Source organism: Pseudomonas sp. zfem005, from assembly GCF_032621735.1.
Classification (GTDB): domain Bacteria; phylum Pseudomonadota; class Gammaproteobacteria; order Pseudomonadales; family Pseudomonadaceae; genus Metapseudomonas; species Metapseudomonas solani.
In genome coordinates, this window is sequence record NZ_JAVYJE010000001.1 from 487,849 (window position 1) to 503,974 (window position 16,126).

14 protein-coding genes are annotated in these 16,126 nt (G+C 66.4%); 6 read left to right on the top strand and 8 right to left on the bottom strand.

The window, feature by feature from the left end; all coding sequences use genetic code 11:
• Window positions 1–35: 35 nt before the first annotated feature.
• The 4 genes from RTW82_RS02220 to trxA form a co-directional block, all read right to left on the bottom strand.
• Entirely contained in the window at window positions 36–1,004 is a 969-nt protein-coding gene (locus tag RTW82_RS02220) for a CDP-6-deoxy-delta-3,4-glucoseen reductase (protein ID WP_316924125.1), read from the bottom strand.
• Window positions 1,004–2,470, bottom strand: coding sequence for a 4-hydroxy-3-polyprenylbenzoate decarboxylase (gene ubiD / locus RTW82_RS02225; protein WP_184488293.1), 1,467 nt, complete (start codon window positions 2,468–2,470; stop codon window positions 1,004–1,006). The genes RTW82_RS02220 and ubiD overlap by 1 nt, the downstream gene beginning before the upstream one ends.
• A 131-nt stretch (window positions 2,471–2,601) precedes the next feature.
• Window positions 2,602–3,861, bottom strand: a complete 1,260-nt coding sequence (gene rho / locus RTW82_RS02230) for a transcription termination factor Rho (RefSeq protein ID WP_021218199.1) — start codon at window positions 3,859–3,861, stop codon at window positions 2,602–2,604.
• A 259-nt stretch (window positions 3,862–4,120) separates the two neighbouring features.
• The gene (gene trxA, locus RTW82_RS02235) at window positions 4,121–4,447 is read right to left on the bottom strand and encodes a thioredoxin TrxA (RefSeq protein WP_021218198.1); all 327 of its coding nucleotides are present in this window, start codon (window positions 4,445–4,447) and stop codon (window positions 4,121–4,123) included.
• 363 nt (window positions 4,448–4,810) lie between these two features.
• Between trxA and ppx the strand changes: the two genes are divergently transcribed.
• Window positions 4,811–6,316 carry an exopolyphosphatase gene (ppx, locus tag RTW82_RS02240; protein WP_021218197.1) on the top strand — a complete coding sequence of 502 codons (1,506 nt, stop codon included), beginning with the start codon at window positions 4,811–4,813 and terminating at the stop codon, window positions 6,314–6,316.
• 93 nt (window positions 6,317–6,409) lie between these two features.
• Here ppx and ppk1 read toward each other — a convergent pair whose 3' ends face one another.
• Both ppk1 and hemB read right to left on the bottom strand, forming a co-directional pair.
• Complete coding sequence (gene ppk1, locus RTW82_RS02245) at window positions 6,410–8,620, bottom strand: polyphosphate kinase 1 (RefSeq protein WP_316924126.1); 2,211 nt, start codon at window positions 8,618–8,620, stop codon at window positions 6,410–6,412.
• A 19-nt stretch (window positions 8,621–8,639) separates the two neighbouring features.
• On the bottom strand, window positions 8,640–9,653 hold the full coding sequence (hemB, locus tag RTW82_RS02250; RefSeq protein WP_263400375.1) for a porphobilinogen synthase: 1,014 nt from the start codon (window positions 9,651–9,653) through the stop codon (window positions 8,640–8,642).
• Between the two features lie 235 nt (window positions 9,654–9,888).
• On the opposite strand from hemB, the gene RTW82_RS02255 reads away from it, so the two are divergent.
• Window positions 9,889–10,479 (top strand): DedA family protein, encoded by a 591-nt coding sequence (locus RTW82_RS02255; protein ID WP_162164732.1) that lies wholly within the window; start codon window positions 9,889–9,891, stop codon window positions 10,477–10,479.
• A gap of 30 nt (window positions 10,480–10,509) precedes the next feature.
• Here RTW82_RS02255 and RTW82_RS02260 read toward each other — a convergent pair whose 3' ends face one another.
• On the bottom strand, window positions 10,510–11,745 hold the full coding sequence (locus RTW82_RS02260; RefSeq protein ID WP_316924127.1) for a sterol desaturase family protein: 1,236 nt from the start codon (window positions 11,743–11,745) through the stop codon (window positions 10,510–10,512).
• A 118-nt stretch (window positions 11,746–11,863) separates the two neighbouring features.
• Here RTW82_RS02260 and RTW82_RS02265 point away from each other — a divergent pair, with 118 nt between their 5' ends.
• From RTW82_RS02265 to RTW82_RS02275, 3 genes are all read left to right on the top strand, one after another.
• Complete coding sequence (locus tag RTW82_RS02265; RefSeq protein ID WP_316924128.1) at window positions 11,864–12,697, top strand: dienelactone hydrolase family protein; 834 nt, start codon at window positions 11,864–11,866, stop codon at window positions 12,695–12,697.
• A gap of 13 nt (window positions 12,698–12,710) precedes the next feature.
• Entirely contained in the window at window positions 12,711–13,376 is a 666-nt protein-coding gene (gene elbB / locus RTW82_RS02270; protein ID WP_316924129.1) for an isoprenoid biosynthesis glyoxalase ElbB, read from the top strand.
• A 136-nt stretch (window positions 13,377–13,512) separates the two neighbouring features.
• Window positions 13,513–13,983, top strand: coding sequence for a thioesterase family protein (locus RTW82_RS02275; RefSeq protein WP_316924130.1), 471 nt, complete (start codon window positions 13,513–13,515; stop codon window positions 13,981–13,983).
• A 12-nt stretch (window positions 13,984–13,995) separates the two neighbouring features.
• On the opposite strand, the gene RTW82_RS02280 is transcribed toward RTW82_RS02275, so the two are convergent.
• Complete coding sequence (locus RTW82_RS02280) at window positions 13,996–14,448, bottom strand: YaiI/YqxD family protein (RefSeq protein WP_021218189.1); 453 nt, start codon at window positions 14,446–14,448, stop codon at window positions 13,996–13,998.
• A 274-nt stretch (window positions 14,449–14,722) separates the two neighbouring features.
• Here RTW82_RS02280 and RTW82_RS02285 point away from each other — a divergent pair, with 274 nt between their 5' ends.
• Window positions 14,723–16,117: a hypothetical protein gene (locus tag RTW82_RS02285; protein WP_316924131.1), complete on the top strand. Its 1,395-nt coding sequence runs from the start codon at window positions 14,723–14,725 to the stop codon at window positions 16,115–16,117.
• Window positions 16,118–16,126 lie beyond the last annotated feature (9 nt).

Consider the following 16,126-nt stretch of genomic DNA (forward strand, 5'->3'; position numbering starts at 1 on the left):
TGCGCAGGCCCTCGCGAGGGTGGCTGGGGTGGGGGTCACGCCCTGGGGGCGTAGGCGAAGACGTCAGCGCGCATCTGGTGGGGGTCCATCCCCGCCGCCACCAGGGCGTCGAGGGTGCCGTAGACCATAGCGGGCGAGCCGCTGGCGTAGACGTGCAGCGGCTTGAGGTCGGGGAAGTCCTCGCTCACCGCTTCGTGCAGCATTCCGCAACGGCCTTGCCAGCCACATTGGTCGCTGACCACCTGGTGCAGGGTGAGGTTGGCCAGGCTTTGCCAGTCCGCCCAGTGCGGCAGTTCGTAGAAGTCCTCCGGCCGCCGCGCGCCCCAATACAGGTGAACCGGGTGGGGGAAACCCGTGGCGCGGCAGTGCTCGATCAGGCTGTGCATCTGCGCCATGCCGGTGCCGGCAGCGATCAGCACCAGGGGGCCGTCGGGCAGCTCGGCAAGGTGGGTATCGCCGAAGGGCAGCTGGACCCGGGCGATGCCGGTGCGCTGCAGCTGCTCCAGCAGGGCCAGGGCACTGGGCTCGCGAGCAAGGATGTGCAGTTCGATGTCGCGCCCTTCGCTGGGCGCCGAGGCCAGGGAGAAGGCCGAGGACTCGCCGTCCTCGCGCTCCACCAGCAGGTATTGCCCGGCGTGGTAGCGCGGCGGCTTGCCGGCCGGGGCACGCAGGCGCACGCGCCAGACGTCGCCACCGGCGTCGATGCAGGCACTGACCTGGCAATTGAGCTTGCGCAGCGGCAGCTCGCCCGGGGCGAGCACGCCATCCCAGTGCAGCACGCAATCCTCCAGGGGCTCGGCCAGGCAGGTGAAGAGTTCGCCGTGGTCGAGTTCGGCGCCGGCCTGGCGCACCCGGCCTTCCACCAGCAGGGCGGCACAGATGTGGCAGTTGCCGTTGCGGCAGCTCTCCGGGCATTCGTAGCCGAGACGACGGGCGCCGGCGAGGATGTTCTCGCCAGCCTGGATCTCCAGCACCGCGCCGGATGGTTGCAGCGTGACCCGCATCAGTCGATACCCAGGCTGGACCAGAGTTCGTCCACGCGACGGGTCACCGCCTCGTCCTTGACGATTACGCGGCCCCACTCGCGGGTGGTCTCGCCCGGCCATTTGTGGGTGGCATCCAGGCCCATCTTCGAGCCCAGGCCGGAAACCGGCGAGGCGAAGTCGAGGTAGTCGATGGGCGTGTTGTCGATCATCACCGTGTCGCGCTTGGGGTCCATGCGCGTGGTGATGGCCCAGATCACGTCGTTCCAGTCGCGGGCGTTGATGTCGTCGTCGGTGACGATGACGAACTTGGTGTACATGAACTGCCGCAGGAAGGACCAGACGCCGAGCATCACGCGCTTGGCGTGGCCGGGGTACTGTTTCTTCATGGTCACCACCGCCATGCGGTAGGAGCAGCCTTCGGGCGGCAGGTAGAAGTCGGTGATCTCGGGGAACTGCTTCTGCAGGATCGGCACGAAGACTTCGTTGAGCGCCACGCCGAGGATGGCCGGCTCGTCCGGCGGGCGGCCGGTGTAGGTGCTGTGGTAGATCGGGTCGCGGCGGCGGGTGATGCGCTCGACGGTGAACACCGGGAAGCGGTCCACCTCGTTGTAGTAGCCGGTGTGGTCGCCGTAAGGGCCTTCATCGGCCATCTCGCCGGGGTGGATCACCCCTTCGAGGACGATCTCGGCGCTGGCCGGCACCTGCAGGTCGGAGCCTATGGCCTTGACCAGTTCGGTGCGGTGCCCGCGCAGCAGGCCGGCGAAGGCGTATTCGGAGAGGGTGTCCGGCACCGGGGTGACCGCGCCGAGGATGGTGGCCGGGTCGGCACCGAGGGCGACGCAGACCGGGTAGGGCTGGCCGGGGTGCTTCTCGCACCACTCGCGGTAGTCCAGCGCACCGCCACGGTGGCTGAGCCAGCGCATGATGACCTTGTTGCGGCCGATCACCTGCTGGCGGTAGATGCCGAGGTTCTGCCGTTCCTTGTTGGGACCACGGGTGATGGTCAGGCCCCAGGTGATCAGCGGTGCCACGTCGCCCGGCCAGCAGTGCTGGATGGGCAGCTTGCCGAGGTCGACGTCGTCGCCTTCCTCGATCACCTCGTGGCAGGGGGCATCCTTGAGCACCTTGGGCGCCATGCTGATGACCTTCTTGAAGATCGGCAGCTTGGACCAGGCGTCCTTGAGGCCCTTGGGCGGCTCGGGCTCCTTGAGGAAGGCCAGCAGCTTGCCGATCTCGCGCAGTTCGGAGACGTCGTCCGCGCCCATGCCGAGGGCCACGCGGCGCGGCGTGCCGAACAGGTTGCCGAGCACGGGGATGTCGTAGCCGGTGGGCTTCTCGAAGAGCAGCGCCGGGCCTTGCTTGCGCAGGGTGCGGTCGCAGATTTCGGTCATCTCCAGCACCGGGGACACCGGGGCGGCGATGCGTTTCAGCTCGCCGCGCTCTTCCAGGCCACGGATAAAGTCGCGCAGATCGCGATACTGCATGCTTGAGCCTCGCATGGGGCGTGCAGGTCGGGGCGCAAAGTTTAGCGCCGAACTGGGTTATTCAGAAGGCCGCGCGAATCGCGCAAACGCAAAGGCCGGGTTTCCCCGGCCTTTTTGCTGCGAACCAAACGTTACTTGCGCTTCATGGACATGAAGAATTCGTCGTTGGTCTTGGTGTCCTTGAGCTTGTCGAGCAGGAACTCGATGGCAGCGATCTCGTCCATCGGGTGCAGCAGCTTGCGCAGGATCCACATGCGCTGCAGCTCGTCGTCGGCAGTCAGCAGCTCTTCGCGGCGGGTACCGGACTTGTTGATGTTGATGGCGGGGAACACGCGCTTCTCGGCGATGCGGCGGTCCAGCGGCAGCTCCATGTTGCCGGTGCCCTTGAACTCCTCGTAGATCACCTCGTCCATCTTCGAGCCGGTCTCGACCAGCGCGGTGGCGATGATGGTCAGCGAACCGCCTTCCTCGATGTTACGGGCGGCACCGAAGAAGCGCTTGGGCTTCTCCAGGGCGTGGGCGTCGACACCACCGGTCAGCACCTTGCCGGAGCTCGGGATCACGGTGTTGTAGGCACGCGCCAGGCGGGTGATGGAGTCCAGCAGGATGACCACGTCCTTCTTGTGCTCGACCAGGCGCTTGGCCTTCTCGATCACCATCTCGGCGACCTGCACGTGGCGGGTCGGCGGTTCGTCGAAGGTGGAGGCGACCACTTCGCCGCGCACGGTGCGCTGCATCTCGGTCACTTCTTCCGGGCGCTCGTCGATCAGCAGGACGATCAGGTGGCACTCGGGGTTGTTGCGGGTGATGTTGGCCGCGATGTTCTGCAGCATGATGGTCTTGCCCGCTTTCGGCGGGGCGACGATCAGGCCGCGCTGGCCCTTGCCGATCGGCGCGCAGAGGTCGATCACGCGGCCGGTGAGGTCTTCGGTGGAGCCGTTGCCGGCCTCCATCTTCAGACGCTCGTTCGGGAACAGGGGCGTCAGGTTCTCGAACAGGATCTTGTTCTTGGCGTTTTCCGGACGATCGAAGTTGATCGAGTCCACCTTGAGCAGGGCGAAGTAACGCTCGCCTTCTTTCGGCGGGCGGATCTTGCCGATGATGGTGTCGCCGGTACGCAGGTTGAAGCGGCGGATCTGGCTGGGCGAGACGTAGATGTCGTCCGGGCCGGCCAGGTAGGAAGAGTCTGCGGAGCGCAGGAAGCCAAAACCGTCCTGGAGAATCTCCAGCACGCCGTCACCGGAGATTTCCTCGCCGCCTTTCGAGTGCTTTTTCAGCAGGGCGAAGATCACGTCCTGCTTGCGCGAACGGGCCATGTTCTCGAGGCCCATCTGTTCGGCCATTTCCAGCAGATCGGCAATCGGCTTTTGCTTGAGTTCGGTCAGATTCATAGGAATGACGTAAGTATCAGAAATGATAGGAAGGAAAGCGTTGAGCTTTAGAGGCCGCGCCGCAGAGATGCGACAGGATCGCTGTGCTTATTCGAGTTGGAATGCGTCGGCGGCGGCTTGCGAAGGGCAACGGAATAGCGTTGCGGACCCGAATTTAACACCAGCATTCGGGGGAGTCTAGTGCCGATTCATCAAAAAACCCCGCAAAGTGCGGGGTTTCTCGAAACTGTCCGAAAGCTCGCCGGAGGCCCGGCCAGGCTCAGATGTTGGCGTCGAGGAAGGCCGCCAGCTGGGACTTCGACAGGGCGCCGACCTTGGTCGCTTCGACGTTGCCGTTCTTGAACAGCATCAGGGTCGGGATACCGCGTACGCCGTATTTCGGCGGGGTGTCCTGGTTCTCGTCGATGTTCAGTTTGCAAATCTTCAGCTTGCCCTGATAGTCCTTGGCGATCTCGTCGAGGACGGGGGCGATCATCTTGCACGGGCCACACCACTCGGCCCAGTAATCGACCAGCACAGCGCCTTCGGCCTTGAGCACGTCCTGCTCGAAGCTGGCGTCGCTAACGTGGGAGATGAGTTCGCTCATGGATGTTCTCCGTGGGTTCGGATGCGGAAATTGGCGGCCATCATAGCCCGGCTTTTCCCGGACCGAAAGCCGCTGGCAATTGAGCCTTTCTATGGATGCACCCGGGAAAACTGATGGATAACCGGTTCCGCGTCAATCCGCCGCGGCCATTTATCGCCTCGCTCGGCAGCCATCGCGAATGCCCCTGCGCCGATGCCTGCACGCCGCCTATAGTAAGGAGGCGGCCGTCATGAAGCGGAAACTTCACCGTGGCATTCTGCGCAGCCGCCTTCCTTTCCCTTGCACGAGCGTTCCACGACTCGCGTTGGCGCAACGTGACGATCGTGGCAGGATGGCGCCGTTCAGAAACGAGACACCAAGACCATGCCCTCGACCCGTCGCGCCGAAACACCTTCCCTGATCGCAGCCATCGACCTGGGCTCCAACAGCTTCCACATGGTCCTGGCCAAGGCCGATCATGGGGAGATCCGCATCCTCGAGCGCCTCGGCGACAAGGTGCAGCTCGCCGCCGGCCTGGATGACGAGCGCATGCTCAGCGAGGAGGCCATGCAACGCGGCCTCGACTGCCTGCGTCGCTTCGCCCAGATGACCAACAGCCTGCCCGAAGGCGCCGTGCGCGTCGTCGGCACCAACGCCCTGCGCGAGGCCCGCAACCGCGCCGACTTCATCCGCCGCGCCGAGGCCATTCTCGGCCACCCGGTGGAAGTGATCTCCGGCCGTGAGGAAGCGCGCCTCATCTACCTGGGCGTGTCCCACAGCATCGCCGACACCCCCGGCAAGCGCCTGGTGGCCGATATCGGCGGCGGCAGTACCGAATTCATCATCGGCCAGCGCTTCGAATCCCAGCTGCGCGAAAGCCTGCAGATGGGCTGCGTCAGCTACACCCAGCGCTACTTCCGCGACGGCAAGATCACCCCCGCCCGCTATGCCCAGGCCTATACCGCAGCGCGTCTGGAACTGATGGGCATCGAATACAGCCTGCGCCGCCTCGGCTGGCAGCAGGCGGTGGGCGCCTCGGGCACCATCCGCGCCGTCGGCCTGGCGATCCAGGCGGCGGGCATGGGCAGCGGCGAGGTCAACCCGGAAGGCCTGGCCTGGCTCAAGCGCAAGCTGTTCAAGCTGGGCGAGGTGGAGAAACTCGACCTCGACGGCATCAAGCCCGACCGCCGTGCCATCTTCCCGGCCGGGCTGGCGATTCTCGAGGCGATCTTCGACGCCCTCGAACTCAAGCACATGACCCACTCCGAAGGCGCCCTGCGCGAAGGCGTGCTCTACGACCTGCTGGGCCGCCACCACCACGAGGACGTGCGCGAGCGCACCCTCAGCGCGCTGATGGAGCGCTGCCACGCCGACACCGAGCAGGCCGCCCGGGTCGAAGCCAAGGCCCTGGAGGCCCTGGAGCAGGTGGCGGACGACTGGCAGCTGGATGACGAGTGGCACCGCGACCTGCTGGTCTGGGGCGCCCGCGTCCACGAGATCGGCATGGACATCGCCCACTACCAGTACCACAAGCACGGAGCCTACCTGATCGAGCATTCCGACCTGCCGGGCTTCTCCCGCCAGGACCAGCAGATGCTGGCGCTGCTGGTTCGCGGCCACCGCCGCAACATCCCCAAGGACAAGTTCGCCGAGTTCGGCGACGAAGGCGTCAAGCTGATCCGCCTTTGCGTGCTGCTGCGCTTCGCCATTCTCTTCCACCACATCCGCACCAGCCACGAGACCCCGGCGGTGCAGCTGAAGGTCGGCCCGCAGAGCCTCGCCGTGCAGTTCCCCGACGACTGGCTGGCGGCCAACCCGCTGACCCAGGCCGACTTCGAGCAGGAAGCCGAATGGCTCAAGCGCATCGACTTCAGCCTACAGGTGAGCTGAGGCGGAACGCGGCGAGCGGACATGAAAACGGGGCCCCAAGGGCCCCGTTTTCATTGCGGCGGTTTTGTCGGCAGCACGCCGCCCCGTGACCGATCAGCGAGCGCTGATCGGTGGGTTGAGCAGCTTGTCCAGCAGGATGGCCTGCGCATTGCGTGGGTTCTGGTTGCCGCTGGGGCTGTTGCGCAGGTAACGGCCGTCGGCCTGCAGCGCCCAGCTGTGGGTGTTGTCGGCGAGGTAGGTTTCCAGCTCCTTCTTGACCCGGGTGATGAGCTTCTTGCCCTCCACCGGGAAGCAGGTCTCCACGCGCATGTCGAGGTTGCGCTCCATCCAGTCGGCGCTGGAGAGGTAGAGCAGCTCGTCGCCCTCGTTGAGGAAGTAGTAGATGCGGCTGTGCTCGAGGAAGCGGCCGATGATCGAACGCACCTGGATGTTGTGCGAAACACCGGGGATGCCCGGGCGCAGGCAGCACATGCCACGCACCACCAGGTCGATCTTCACGCCGCTCTGGCTGGCCTTGTACAACGCGCGGATGATCTTCGGGTCGGTCAGCGAGTTGACCTTGGCCATGATGTGCGCCGGCTTGCCCTCGGCGGCGTGCTGGGCCTCCTTGGCGATCATGTCCAGCAGCGACTTCTTCAGGGTGAAGGGCGCGTGCAGCAGCTTCTTCATGCGCAGGGTCTTGCCCATGCCGATGAGCTGGTTGAACAGCTTGTGCAGGTCCTCGCAGAGCGCGTCGTCGGCGGTGAGCATGCTGTAGTCGGTGTACAGGCGCGCGTTGCCGGCGTGGTAGTTGCCGGTGCCCAGGTGGGCGTAGCGGCGCAGCTCGCCGTCCTCGCGCCGCAGGATGAGCATCATCTTGGCGTGGGTCTTGAAGCCGACCACGCCGTAGATCACCACGGCGCCGGCAGCCTGCAGGCGGCTGGCCAGCTGCAGGTTGGATTCCTCGTCGAAGCGCGCGCGCAGCTCGATCACCGCAGTGACCTCCTTGCCGTTGCGCGCAGCTTCCACCAGGGCGTCGACGATCTCCGAGTTGGCACCGGCGCGGTACAGGGTCTGTTTGATGGCCAGGACGTTGGGGTCCTTGGCCGCCTGGCGCAGGAAGTCGATCACCGGGGTGAAGGACTCGAAGGGGTGCAGCAGCAGGATGTCCTGCTTGCCCACCACGTTGAACAGGTTCTCGGCCTTCTGCAGCAGCTTGGGGATCACCGGGGTGAAGGTGGGGTGCTGCAGCTCGGGGTGGCTGTCGAGGCCGGTGATGCTGAACAGGCGGGTCAGGTTGACTGGGCCGTTGACCTGGTACAGCTCGCTCTCCGCCAGGCCGAACTGCTTGAGCAGGTAGTCGGACAGGTGTTTCGGGCAGGTGTCGGCCACCTCCAGGCGCACTGCATCGCCATAGCGGCGCGAGAACAGCTCGCCGCGCAGGGCGCGGGCCAGGTCCTCGACGTCCTCGGTGTCCACCGAGAGGTCGGCGTTACGGGTCAGGCGGAACTGGTAGCAGCCCTTGACCTTCATGCCGGGGAACAGGTCGTCGGCGTGGGCGTGGATCATCGACGACAGGAACACGAAGTTGTCGCCGGGGCCGCTGATGTCTTCCGGCACGCGGATCACCCGCGGCAGCAGGCGCGGCGCCGGGATGATCGCCAGGCCGGAGTCGCGGCCGAAGGCATCGACGCCCTCCAGCTCGACGATGAAGTTGAGGCTCTTGTTCACCAGCAGCGGGAAGGGGTGCGTCGGGTCGAGGCCGATGGGGCTGATGATCGGCGCGATCTCGTCGCGGAAGTAACGACGCACCCAGGTCTTCAGCTTCGGCGTCCAGTAGCGACGGCGAATGAAGTTGACCTGGTGCTTGGCCAGCTCCGGCAGCAGCACATCGTTGAGGATGCTGTACTGCCGCGCCACCTGCTCGTGCACCAGCTCGCTGATGCGCGCCAGGGCCTGGTGCGGCAACAGGCCGTCGGCACCGGCCTGTTCGCGGGCGAAGGTGATCTGCTTCTTCAGGCCGGCGGCGCGGATCTCGAAGAATTCGTCCAGGTTGCTGGAGAAGATCAGCAGGAACTTCAGGCGCTCGAGCAGCGGGTAGGACTCGTCGAGCGCCTGCTCCAGGACACGGATGTTGAACTGCAGCTGCGACAGCTCCCGGTGGATGTACAGGCTGCTGTCATCCAGGCCCGGAATCACCGGCGCCGGCACAGGGGCGGGCGGCGGCGTTTCGACGGGGGCCGGAGCGGGGGCCTCGGCGACCGGTTGCTCCGGTACGGGCTCTTGTTCGGGGTTCGACGCTTGGTTCAGACCATCGGTGTTCATCTGGTTTCCTGCTGGGGAGTCAGGCTCCCGCTTTGAGCATTTCTGCGGCACGCACGGCGAAGTAGGTAAGGATGCCATCAGCGCCCGCACGTTTGAATGCGGTCAGCGACTCGAGTATGACCGCCTCGCTCAGCCAGCCGTTCTGGATGGCCGCCATGTGCATGGCGTATTCGCCACTGACCTGGTAGGCGAAGGTCGGTACACGGAAGGCTTCCTTCACGCGCCAGACGATGTCCAGGTAGGGCATGCCCGGCTTGACCATGACCATGTCGGCTCCTTCGGCGAGGTCGCTGGCCACTTCGTGCAGGGCCTCGTCACCGTTGGCCGGGTCCATCTGGTAGCTGGCCTTGTTGGCCTTGCCGAGGTTGGCGGCGGAGCCCACCGCATCGCGGAAGGGGCCGTAGTAGGCGCTGGCGTACTTGGCCGAGTAGGCCATGATCCGCACGTTGGGGAAGTCGGCCAGTTCCAGGGCCTCGCGGATCGCCTGGATGCGGCCGTCCATCATGTCCGAGGGCGCCACGACCTGGGCACCGGCGGCGGCGTGGGACAGCGCCTGCTTGACCAGGGCGTCCACGGTGATGTCGTTCTGCACATAGCCGTCGGCGTCGAGGATGCCGTCCTGGCCATGGGTGGTGAAGGGGTCCAGGGCCACGTCGCTGATCACCCCCAGCTCCGGGAAGCGCTCGCGCAGGGCGCGGATGGCGCGCTGGGCGATGCCTTCGGGGTTCCAGGCCTCGGCGCCGTCGAGGGATTTGTTCTCCAGCGGGGTCACCGGGAACAGCGCCAGCGCGGGGATGCCCAGCGCCACCCAGCCAGCCGCCGCTTCCAGCAGCAGGTCGATGGACAGGCGCTCGACGCCCGGCATCGACGGCACCGCCTCGCGGCGGTTCTCGCCGTCCAGCACGAACACCGGCAGGATCAGGTCGTCGACGGTCAGGGTGTTTTCACGCACCAGGCGGCGGGAGAAATCATCACGGCGGTTACGGCGCAGGCGGGTGGCGGGGAACAGGCGATTGGCGGGGGTAAAGCTCACGACAGACTCCAGGGTCCAAAGGAGGACACAGTGCGACATTTATAAGCGGCAATTATGACCGAATGGTAACAATGCGTGACAGCGACGCTCTGTCGCGTTCACTGAATTTTCCGAGGCCCCACTAGGGCTGGCCGTGAACCAGTCGACCCTCGACTGGCGGTTCGCCAACCTTTAGAGCTTTTCGCGCGCGTTCAACCCGGTTAGGCTTCGCGTTCATTTTTGCCGCGCTGCCAAACTGATGCTGCAACAATTTCTCCAGGACTTCGGCTATTTCGCCCTCTTCCTCGGCACCTTCTTCGAGGGCGAGACCATCCTGGTCCTGGCCGGCTTTCTCGCGTTCCGCGGCTACATGGATATCAATCTGGTGGTGATGACGGCGTTCTTCGGCAGCTATGCCGGCGACCAGCTGTGGTACTACCTCGGTCGCCAGAAGGGCCGCCAGATCCTGGCCAAGCGTCCGCGCTGGCAGGCCATGGGCGACAAGGCCCTGGAGCACATCCGCCGCCATCCCGACATCTGGGTGCTGAGCTTCCGCTTCGTCTACGGCCTGCGCACCGTGATGCCGGTGGCCATCGGCCTGTCGGGCTACCCGCCGCTGCGCTACCTGATCCTCAACGGCATCGGCGCCATCGTCTGGGCCCTGGCCCTGGGCTTCGCCGCCTTCCACTTCGGCGCCGTGCTCGAAGGCATGCTGGGCAACCTCAAGCGCTACGAGCTGATGGTGCTTGGTGCGCTGGTGGTGATCGGCGGCCTGCTCTGGCTGCGTCGCCGCCTGCGCAACAGCCGCGAAGCCAAGGCGAACGCCGAGCAACCGCCGCAGCCGTAACCCGGGCCTCAGCCCGGGAACACGCCCGCCTCAGACCGCCAACGCCGCCTGCCGCCGCCCCAGGGCGACCAGCGCCAGCACGCTGACCAGACCATGCACACCCAGCACCAGCCAGGCCAACGGGCTGGCCGGCAGCATGCCGAGGGCGTCCGCCAGCCAGAGCACCGGCAGGTTCAGCGCCAGCCGCGCCAGCTCCAGGCGCAGTGCCCAGGGGCGGTTCTCCAGCCAGGCACCGATGACGAACAGGCCGAACGCCACCCAGCCCCAGCCCAGCAGCACGGCGCCCAGGGACATGCCTTCGCCGGCGCCCAGCAGATAGCTGCCGCCCACCACATAACCGACGAACTGCAACGCCGCATACAGGGTGCGACCGCCCGACAGCGGCACCTCGAACTTGGCGAAGCGGCTCAGGTCCGGCTTCGCCTGGGGGTATTTGCGCGCCACGTCCTCGGGGCGCCAGCCGGTGCGCATGAACCAGATGCGCAGGCGATCCCACCAGGACTCGGCGCGCACCGCGTCCTGCCACAGCACCGAGTAGAACTGCAGGTTGGCCCAGAGCGGGTTCCAGCTGGCCAGGGGCGTGGTCACGCCGAACACCACCGGCTCCTCGTCCAGCTCCTCCTGGAAGGTGCCGAACAGACGGTCCCAGAGGATGAATACGCCACCGTAGTTGCGATCCATGTACACCGCGTTCTGCGCATGGTGCACGCGGTGGTTCGACGGGCTGATGAAGAACCACTCGAACCAGCCGAGCTTGGGCACGTGGCGGGTGTGCACCCAGAACTGATAGAGCAGGTTCAGCGCCGCGACGGTCAGGAACACCAGCGGCGGCACGCCGGCCACCGCCATCGGCAGGTAGAAGATCCAGCCGAAGAGGAAGCCGGTGCTGGTCTGGCGCAGGGCCGTGGAGAGGTTGTACTCCTCGCTCTGGTGGTGCACCGAATGGGCGGCCCAGAGCACGTTGCGCTCATGGCCCAGGCGGTGGTTCCAGTAGTAGCAGAAGTCGTAGAAGACGAAGGCGAACAGCCAGACCCAGAGGCTGTCTGCGCGCAGCTCGAACAGCGCCAGGTGCTGCCAGGCATAGGTGTAGGTGAGCAACCCGACCGCCTTGGTCAGCAGCCCACTGGTGGTGGACAGCACGCCGGCGCTGAGGCTGTTGATGGCATCGGCGGTGCGGTAGGTACGCACCCCGCGCCAGCGATCGGCCAACAGCTCGATGCCGATCAGCAGGAAGAAGAAAGGGACCGCGTAGAGGACGTAATTCATGATGTCAGCCGTATCGTTATGCCGATCAAGGGACTAGGATTGCCAGCCTCGATGCTACGCCCGTGCCTCCCCGGAGCCCCTGGCGCCGCATGCCAGCCCAACCGGCATATGACGACACATGCGCATAACCACAAGACGCACGCTCTCCATCCTGTTGATCCTGATCGCCGCAGCCGCCCTCCTGGGACTCTATCCCTATCGCGCCGCGCTGCTGCCGGCCGCCGACGACCTGGCGGCGGCGAAAACCCGCCTGGCGCCCCACGTCAGCCTGTTCACCCCCGAGGGTGAAGGCCCATTCCCCACCGTGCTGGTGTTCCACGGCTGCAGCGGGCAGAGCCCCGGCTTCGTGCGTAACGTCAGCGACTGGCTGCTGCCCCAGGGTTTTGCCCTGCTGTTCGTCGACAGCCTGGCCGCCCGGGGCATCGACGACTGGCACCCGGTGTGCGATGGCAAGCGGCTGTGGGGCAACGAACGCGCCCTGGACGTCTACGCCGCCCTCGACCTGGCCCGCGCCATGCCGCAGCTGGACCACCAGCGCATGGCCCTGCTCGGCTACTCCCACGGCGGCTGGAGCATCCTCGACGCCCTGGCCTACGACGGCGCCGCCGGCCACGGTTTCCCCGGCATCGGCCAGCAGGCGCTGGACGGTGTGCGCGGCGCCATCGCCTTCTACCCTTACTGTGGGTTCCCCGCGCACCTGCGCCAGGGCAAGGGGCGCGACCTGCCGGTGCTGATGTTTCTCGGTGGCAAGGACAGAATCACTGACCACCTTCAGTGTCTATCAGCTATGGACGCGCTCGATTTCGAACAACTGCAACTGGTGCAATATGGCGGAGCCGACCATGTTTTCGATCAGCGCAGCGACCTGAATACCTACCAACCCAGGCTGGCCAAGGATGCCCACCAGCATGCCCAGGCATTCCTCGAGGAGACCCTGAAGGCGGCCCAGTGAAGCGGAGAACGCTATGAACAAAAAAGTTGCTGTGATCCTTTCCGGCTGTGGCGTGTACGACGGCGCGGAGATCCACGAAAGCGTGATCACCCTGCTGCGCCTGGACCAACGGGGTGCACAGGCACAGTGCTTCGCGCCCAACATCGCCCAGCACCACGTGATCAACCACCTCACCGGCGAAGAGATGCCGGAGAGCCGCAACGTGCTCACCGAATCCGCGCGCATCGCCCGTGGCGCGGTGAAGGACGTGCGTGAGCTGAAGGCCGAGGACTTCGATGCGCTGATCATCCCCGGCGGTTTCGGTGCGGCGAAGAACCTCTCCGACTTCGCCATCAACGGCGCCGACTGCAGCGTGCAGCCCGACGTGCTGGCCGCCGCCCAGGGCTTCGCCGCCGCCGGCAAGCCGGTGGGGCTGATCTGCATCTCCCCGGCCATGGCCGCGAAGATCTACGGCGAGGGCGTGGTCTGCACCATCGGCGACGACGCCGACACCGCTGGCGCGCTGCAGAAGATGGGCGCCGAGCACGTCGAATGCGTGGTCAGCGAGATAGTCGAGGACAAGCCGCGCAAGCTGGTCACCACCCCCGCCTACATGCTCGCCCAGTCCATCAGCGAAGCCGCCTCGGGCATCTACAAGCTGGTCGACCGCGTGCTGGAACTGACCCACGCCGACCATTGACGGCGCAGGCGGGCGGCCCCGGTCGCCCGCCTCTGCAAGCCGCTCCCGCCAATCCGCGTGCCATTTGGGCCGCGCCCCTGTTCAAGCGCCCCGCGCTGCGTCAGCGTCGCCTTTTCGACCCAGATGCAGGTGCAGCATGAGCGATAACGAATTCGTCCTGACCCCGGAACTGCAACAGGCGGTCCGACGCTTCTTCGAACGCATCCCCTTCAACCAGGTGCTCGGCATCCAGCTGGGCGAGCTGTCGCCGCAGCAGGTGACCATGCACCTGCCGATGAAGGACGAACTGATCGGCAACTTCGTCCACGGCATCCTTCACGGTGGGGTGATCTCCACGCTGCTGGACGTCACCGGCGGCGCCATGGCGCTGATCGGCGCCTTCGAGCGGCACCAGGGGCTGTCCACGGGTGAGCGCATGGAGCGCCTGTCCAAGCTGGGCACCATCGACCTGCGTATCGATTACCTGCGCCCGGGGCGGGGCCGCTCCTTCACCGCCACGGCGGTGCTGCTGCGCTCGGGCAACAAGGTCGCGGTGGTGCGTTCGGAACTGCACGCCGACGACGGCACCCTGGTGGCGGTCGGCACCGGCACCTACCTCTGCGGCTGAGGGATTCCGGCCTCAGCCCCGGCTGAGGCGGGTGAGCAAGCGGTCCAGCGAATTGGAGAAGGCCTGGCGGTCCTTCTCGCTGTAGGCCGCCTGGCCGCCGCCCATCTGCCCCTGGTCGCGCAGGTCGGTGAACAGGTTGCGCACCGCCAGCCGCTCACCCATGTTGCGCTCGTCGAACTCCCGGCCACGGGGGTCGAGCGCCGCCACCCCCTTCTTCACCAGGCGATCGGCAAGCGGCACATCGCTGCAGATCACCAGGTCGCCGGGCTCGGCCTGCTCCACCAGGTGATCGTCCGCCGCATCCGGCCCGCTCGGCACCACCACCAGGCGCACGCAGGCGAAAGCAGGCTTCACCTGGCTCTGCCCGGCCACCAGCACCACCTCGAACTTGCGCTTGAGGGCGAACTTGATGACCTGGTCCTTGGCGGCACGGGGGCAGGCGTCGGCGTCGATCCACACACGCATGGGCTTGGGCTCCGGAAAAGTGGCGGGCGCGCAGTATGCCAGCCGCGACCGGGGCCCGCTCGCTGCGCCACCATGCCGCAGGCTGGGCGAGGTCAAAATGATCTCATTGCGCCATCTATTTTCGCCGATATTCCCCTATAATCGCCTGCCCTTCCCGCACCTTCGGGTCCCGAGGGAGGCCCCACGGGGGGATTGGCAGGACGCCGCTACATGCCAGTGCACGCCTGGATCAGCCGGAAACGGCTGGCAGTATCAAGGATTCGACGAGGAACACATGGCATCCCGCGCCGTTACCGCTCTGGCGGTCTGCTTCGCCCTGCAGCTTGCCGGCTGCTCGGTTTTCCGCAGCTACGAACACGAACTCACCGAGACCAGCCAGCACCTCGCCCGCGGCGAAGTCGATGCCGCACTGGGCGTGCTGGAAGCCAACAACGACAGCGCCGACAAGGACCTTCTCTACTGGTTCGAGAAGGGCGAACTGCTGCGCTCGAAGGGTGACCTGGCGGCCAGCCAGAAAGCCTGGCGCCAAGCCGACGGCATCATCTTCCAGTGGGAAGAGGCGATGAAGGCCGACCCCGGCCGCTACCTGGCCGAAGCCGGCGCCTACCTCGCCAACGACCGGGTCCGCCGCTACCAGGGCTACGACTACGAGAAGGTGATGCTCACCACTCAGATGGCCCTCAACGACCTGGCGCTGAACGACTTCGACGCCGCGCGCACCGAGATCCGCAAGACCCACGAACGCGAAGCGCTGATCGCCGAACTGCGCGACCAGCAGTACCTCGACAGCGAAGAGGAAGCCGAGCGCCAAGGCATCAGCACCCGCTTCGAAGACCTGCGCGGCTACCCGGTGGCCTCCCTCGACGCCCCCGAGGTGGTCAACCTGAAGAACAGCTACCAGAGCGCCTTCAGCCACTACCTCGCCGGCTTCGTCTACGAGGCCCTGGGCGAGAAGGGCCTGGCCGCTCCCGGCTACCGCCAGGCCGCCGAACTGCGCCCCGGCACCCCGCTGCTGGAACAGGCCCTGCTGGACCTGGACGCCACGCCCGCCGCAGACGCCGGCAGCGACGTGCTGCTGGTGCTGCAGAGCGGCCTGGCGCCGGCCCGCGACTCGCTGCGCATCCCGCTGCCGGTGCCCCTGGACTCCGGGATGATCATCAGCACCCTGTCCTTCCCGCTGCTGCGCGACGACACCAGCACCCTGACACCGGGCTTCATCGAGGTGGATGGCGCGCCCGCCGCCCTCACCGAACTCAGCAGCCTGCGTGCCATGTCGCACCGCGCCCTGCGCGACGACATGCCCGGCATCATCCTCCGCACCACCATCCGCGCGGTGACCCGGGGCGCCCTGCAGAAGCAGCTCAACGACAACGGCAACCCCCTGGCCAGCCTGGCCGTGGGCATCATGTCGGTGGCCAGCGAAGGGGCCGACGAACGCACCTGGCGCACCCTGCCCGGCAGCATCAGCGTCGCGCGGGTGCGCCTGGCCATGGGCGAACACCGCCTGGCCCTGCCCACCGCCTATGGCGTGCGCGAATTCACCCTGAAGATCGATCGGCCCCACCAGGTGGTCCCGCTGCGGATGGTGGCCGGCCAGGTCTACGCCCAGGGCGCCGTCACCCCGACCCTACCTGGCCCACGTACCCTGGCCAGCAACCAGACTCCCTGAGGAACACAC

Coding starts and splice junctions, on each gene's coding strand:
- RTW82_RS02265 (WP_316924128.1), top strand. CDS start 11,864: ATGCGCATAACCACAAGACGCACGCTCTCCATCCTGTTGATCCTGATC.
- RTW82_RS02220 (WP_316924125.1), bottom strand. CDS start 1,004: ATGCGGGTCACGCTGCAACCATCCGGCGCGGTGCTGGAGATCCAGGCT.
- trxA (WP_021218198.1), bottom strand. CDS start 4,447: ATGAGCGAACTCATCTCCCACGTTAGCGACGCCAGCTTCGAGCAGGAC.
- RTW82_RS02285 (WP_316924131.1), top strand. CDS start 14,723: ATGGCATCCCGCGCCGTTACCGCTCTGGCGGTCTGCTTCGCCCTGCAG.
- ppx (WP_021218197.1), top strand. CDS start 4,811: ATGCCCTCGACCCGTCGCGCCGAAACACCTTCCCTGATCGCAGCCATC.
- RTW82_RS02275 (WP_316924130.1), top strand. CDS start 13,513: ATGAGCGATAACGAATTCGTCCTGACCCCGGAACTGCAACAGGCGGTC.
- elbB (WP_316924129.1), top strand. CDS start 12,711: ATGAACAAAAAAGTTGCTGTGATCCTTTCCGGCTGTGGCGTGTACGAC.
- ppk1 (WP_316924126.1), bottom strand. CDS start 8,620: ATGAACACCGATGGTCTGAACCAAGCGTCGAACCCCGAACAAGAGCCC.
- RTW82_RS02280 (WP_021218189.1), bottom strand. CDS start 14,448: ATGCGTGTGTGGATCGACGCCGACGCCTGCCCCCGTGCCGCCAAGGAC.
- RTW82_RS02260 (WP_316924127.1), bottom strand. CDS start 11,745: ATGAATTACGTCCTCTACGCGGTCCCTTTCTTCTTCCTGCTGATCGGC.
- rho (WP_021218199.1), bottom strand. CDS start 3,861: ATGAATCTGACCGAACTCAAGCAAAAGCCGATTGCCGATCTGCTGGAA.
- ubiD (WP_184488293.1), bottom strand. CDS start 2,470: ATGCAGTATCGCGATCTGCGCGACTTTATCCGTGGCCTGGAAGAGCGC.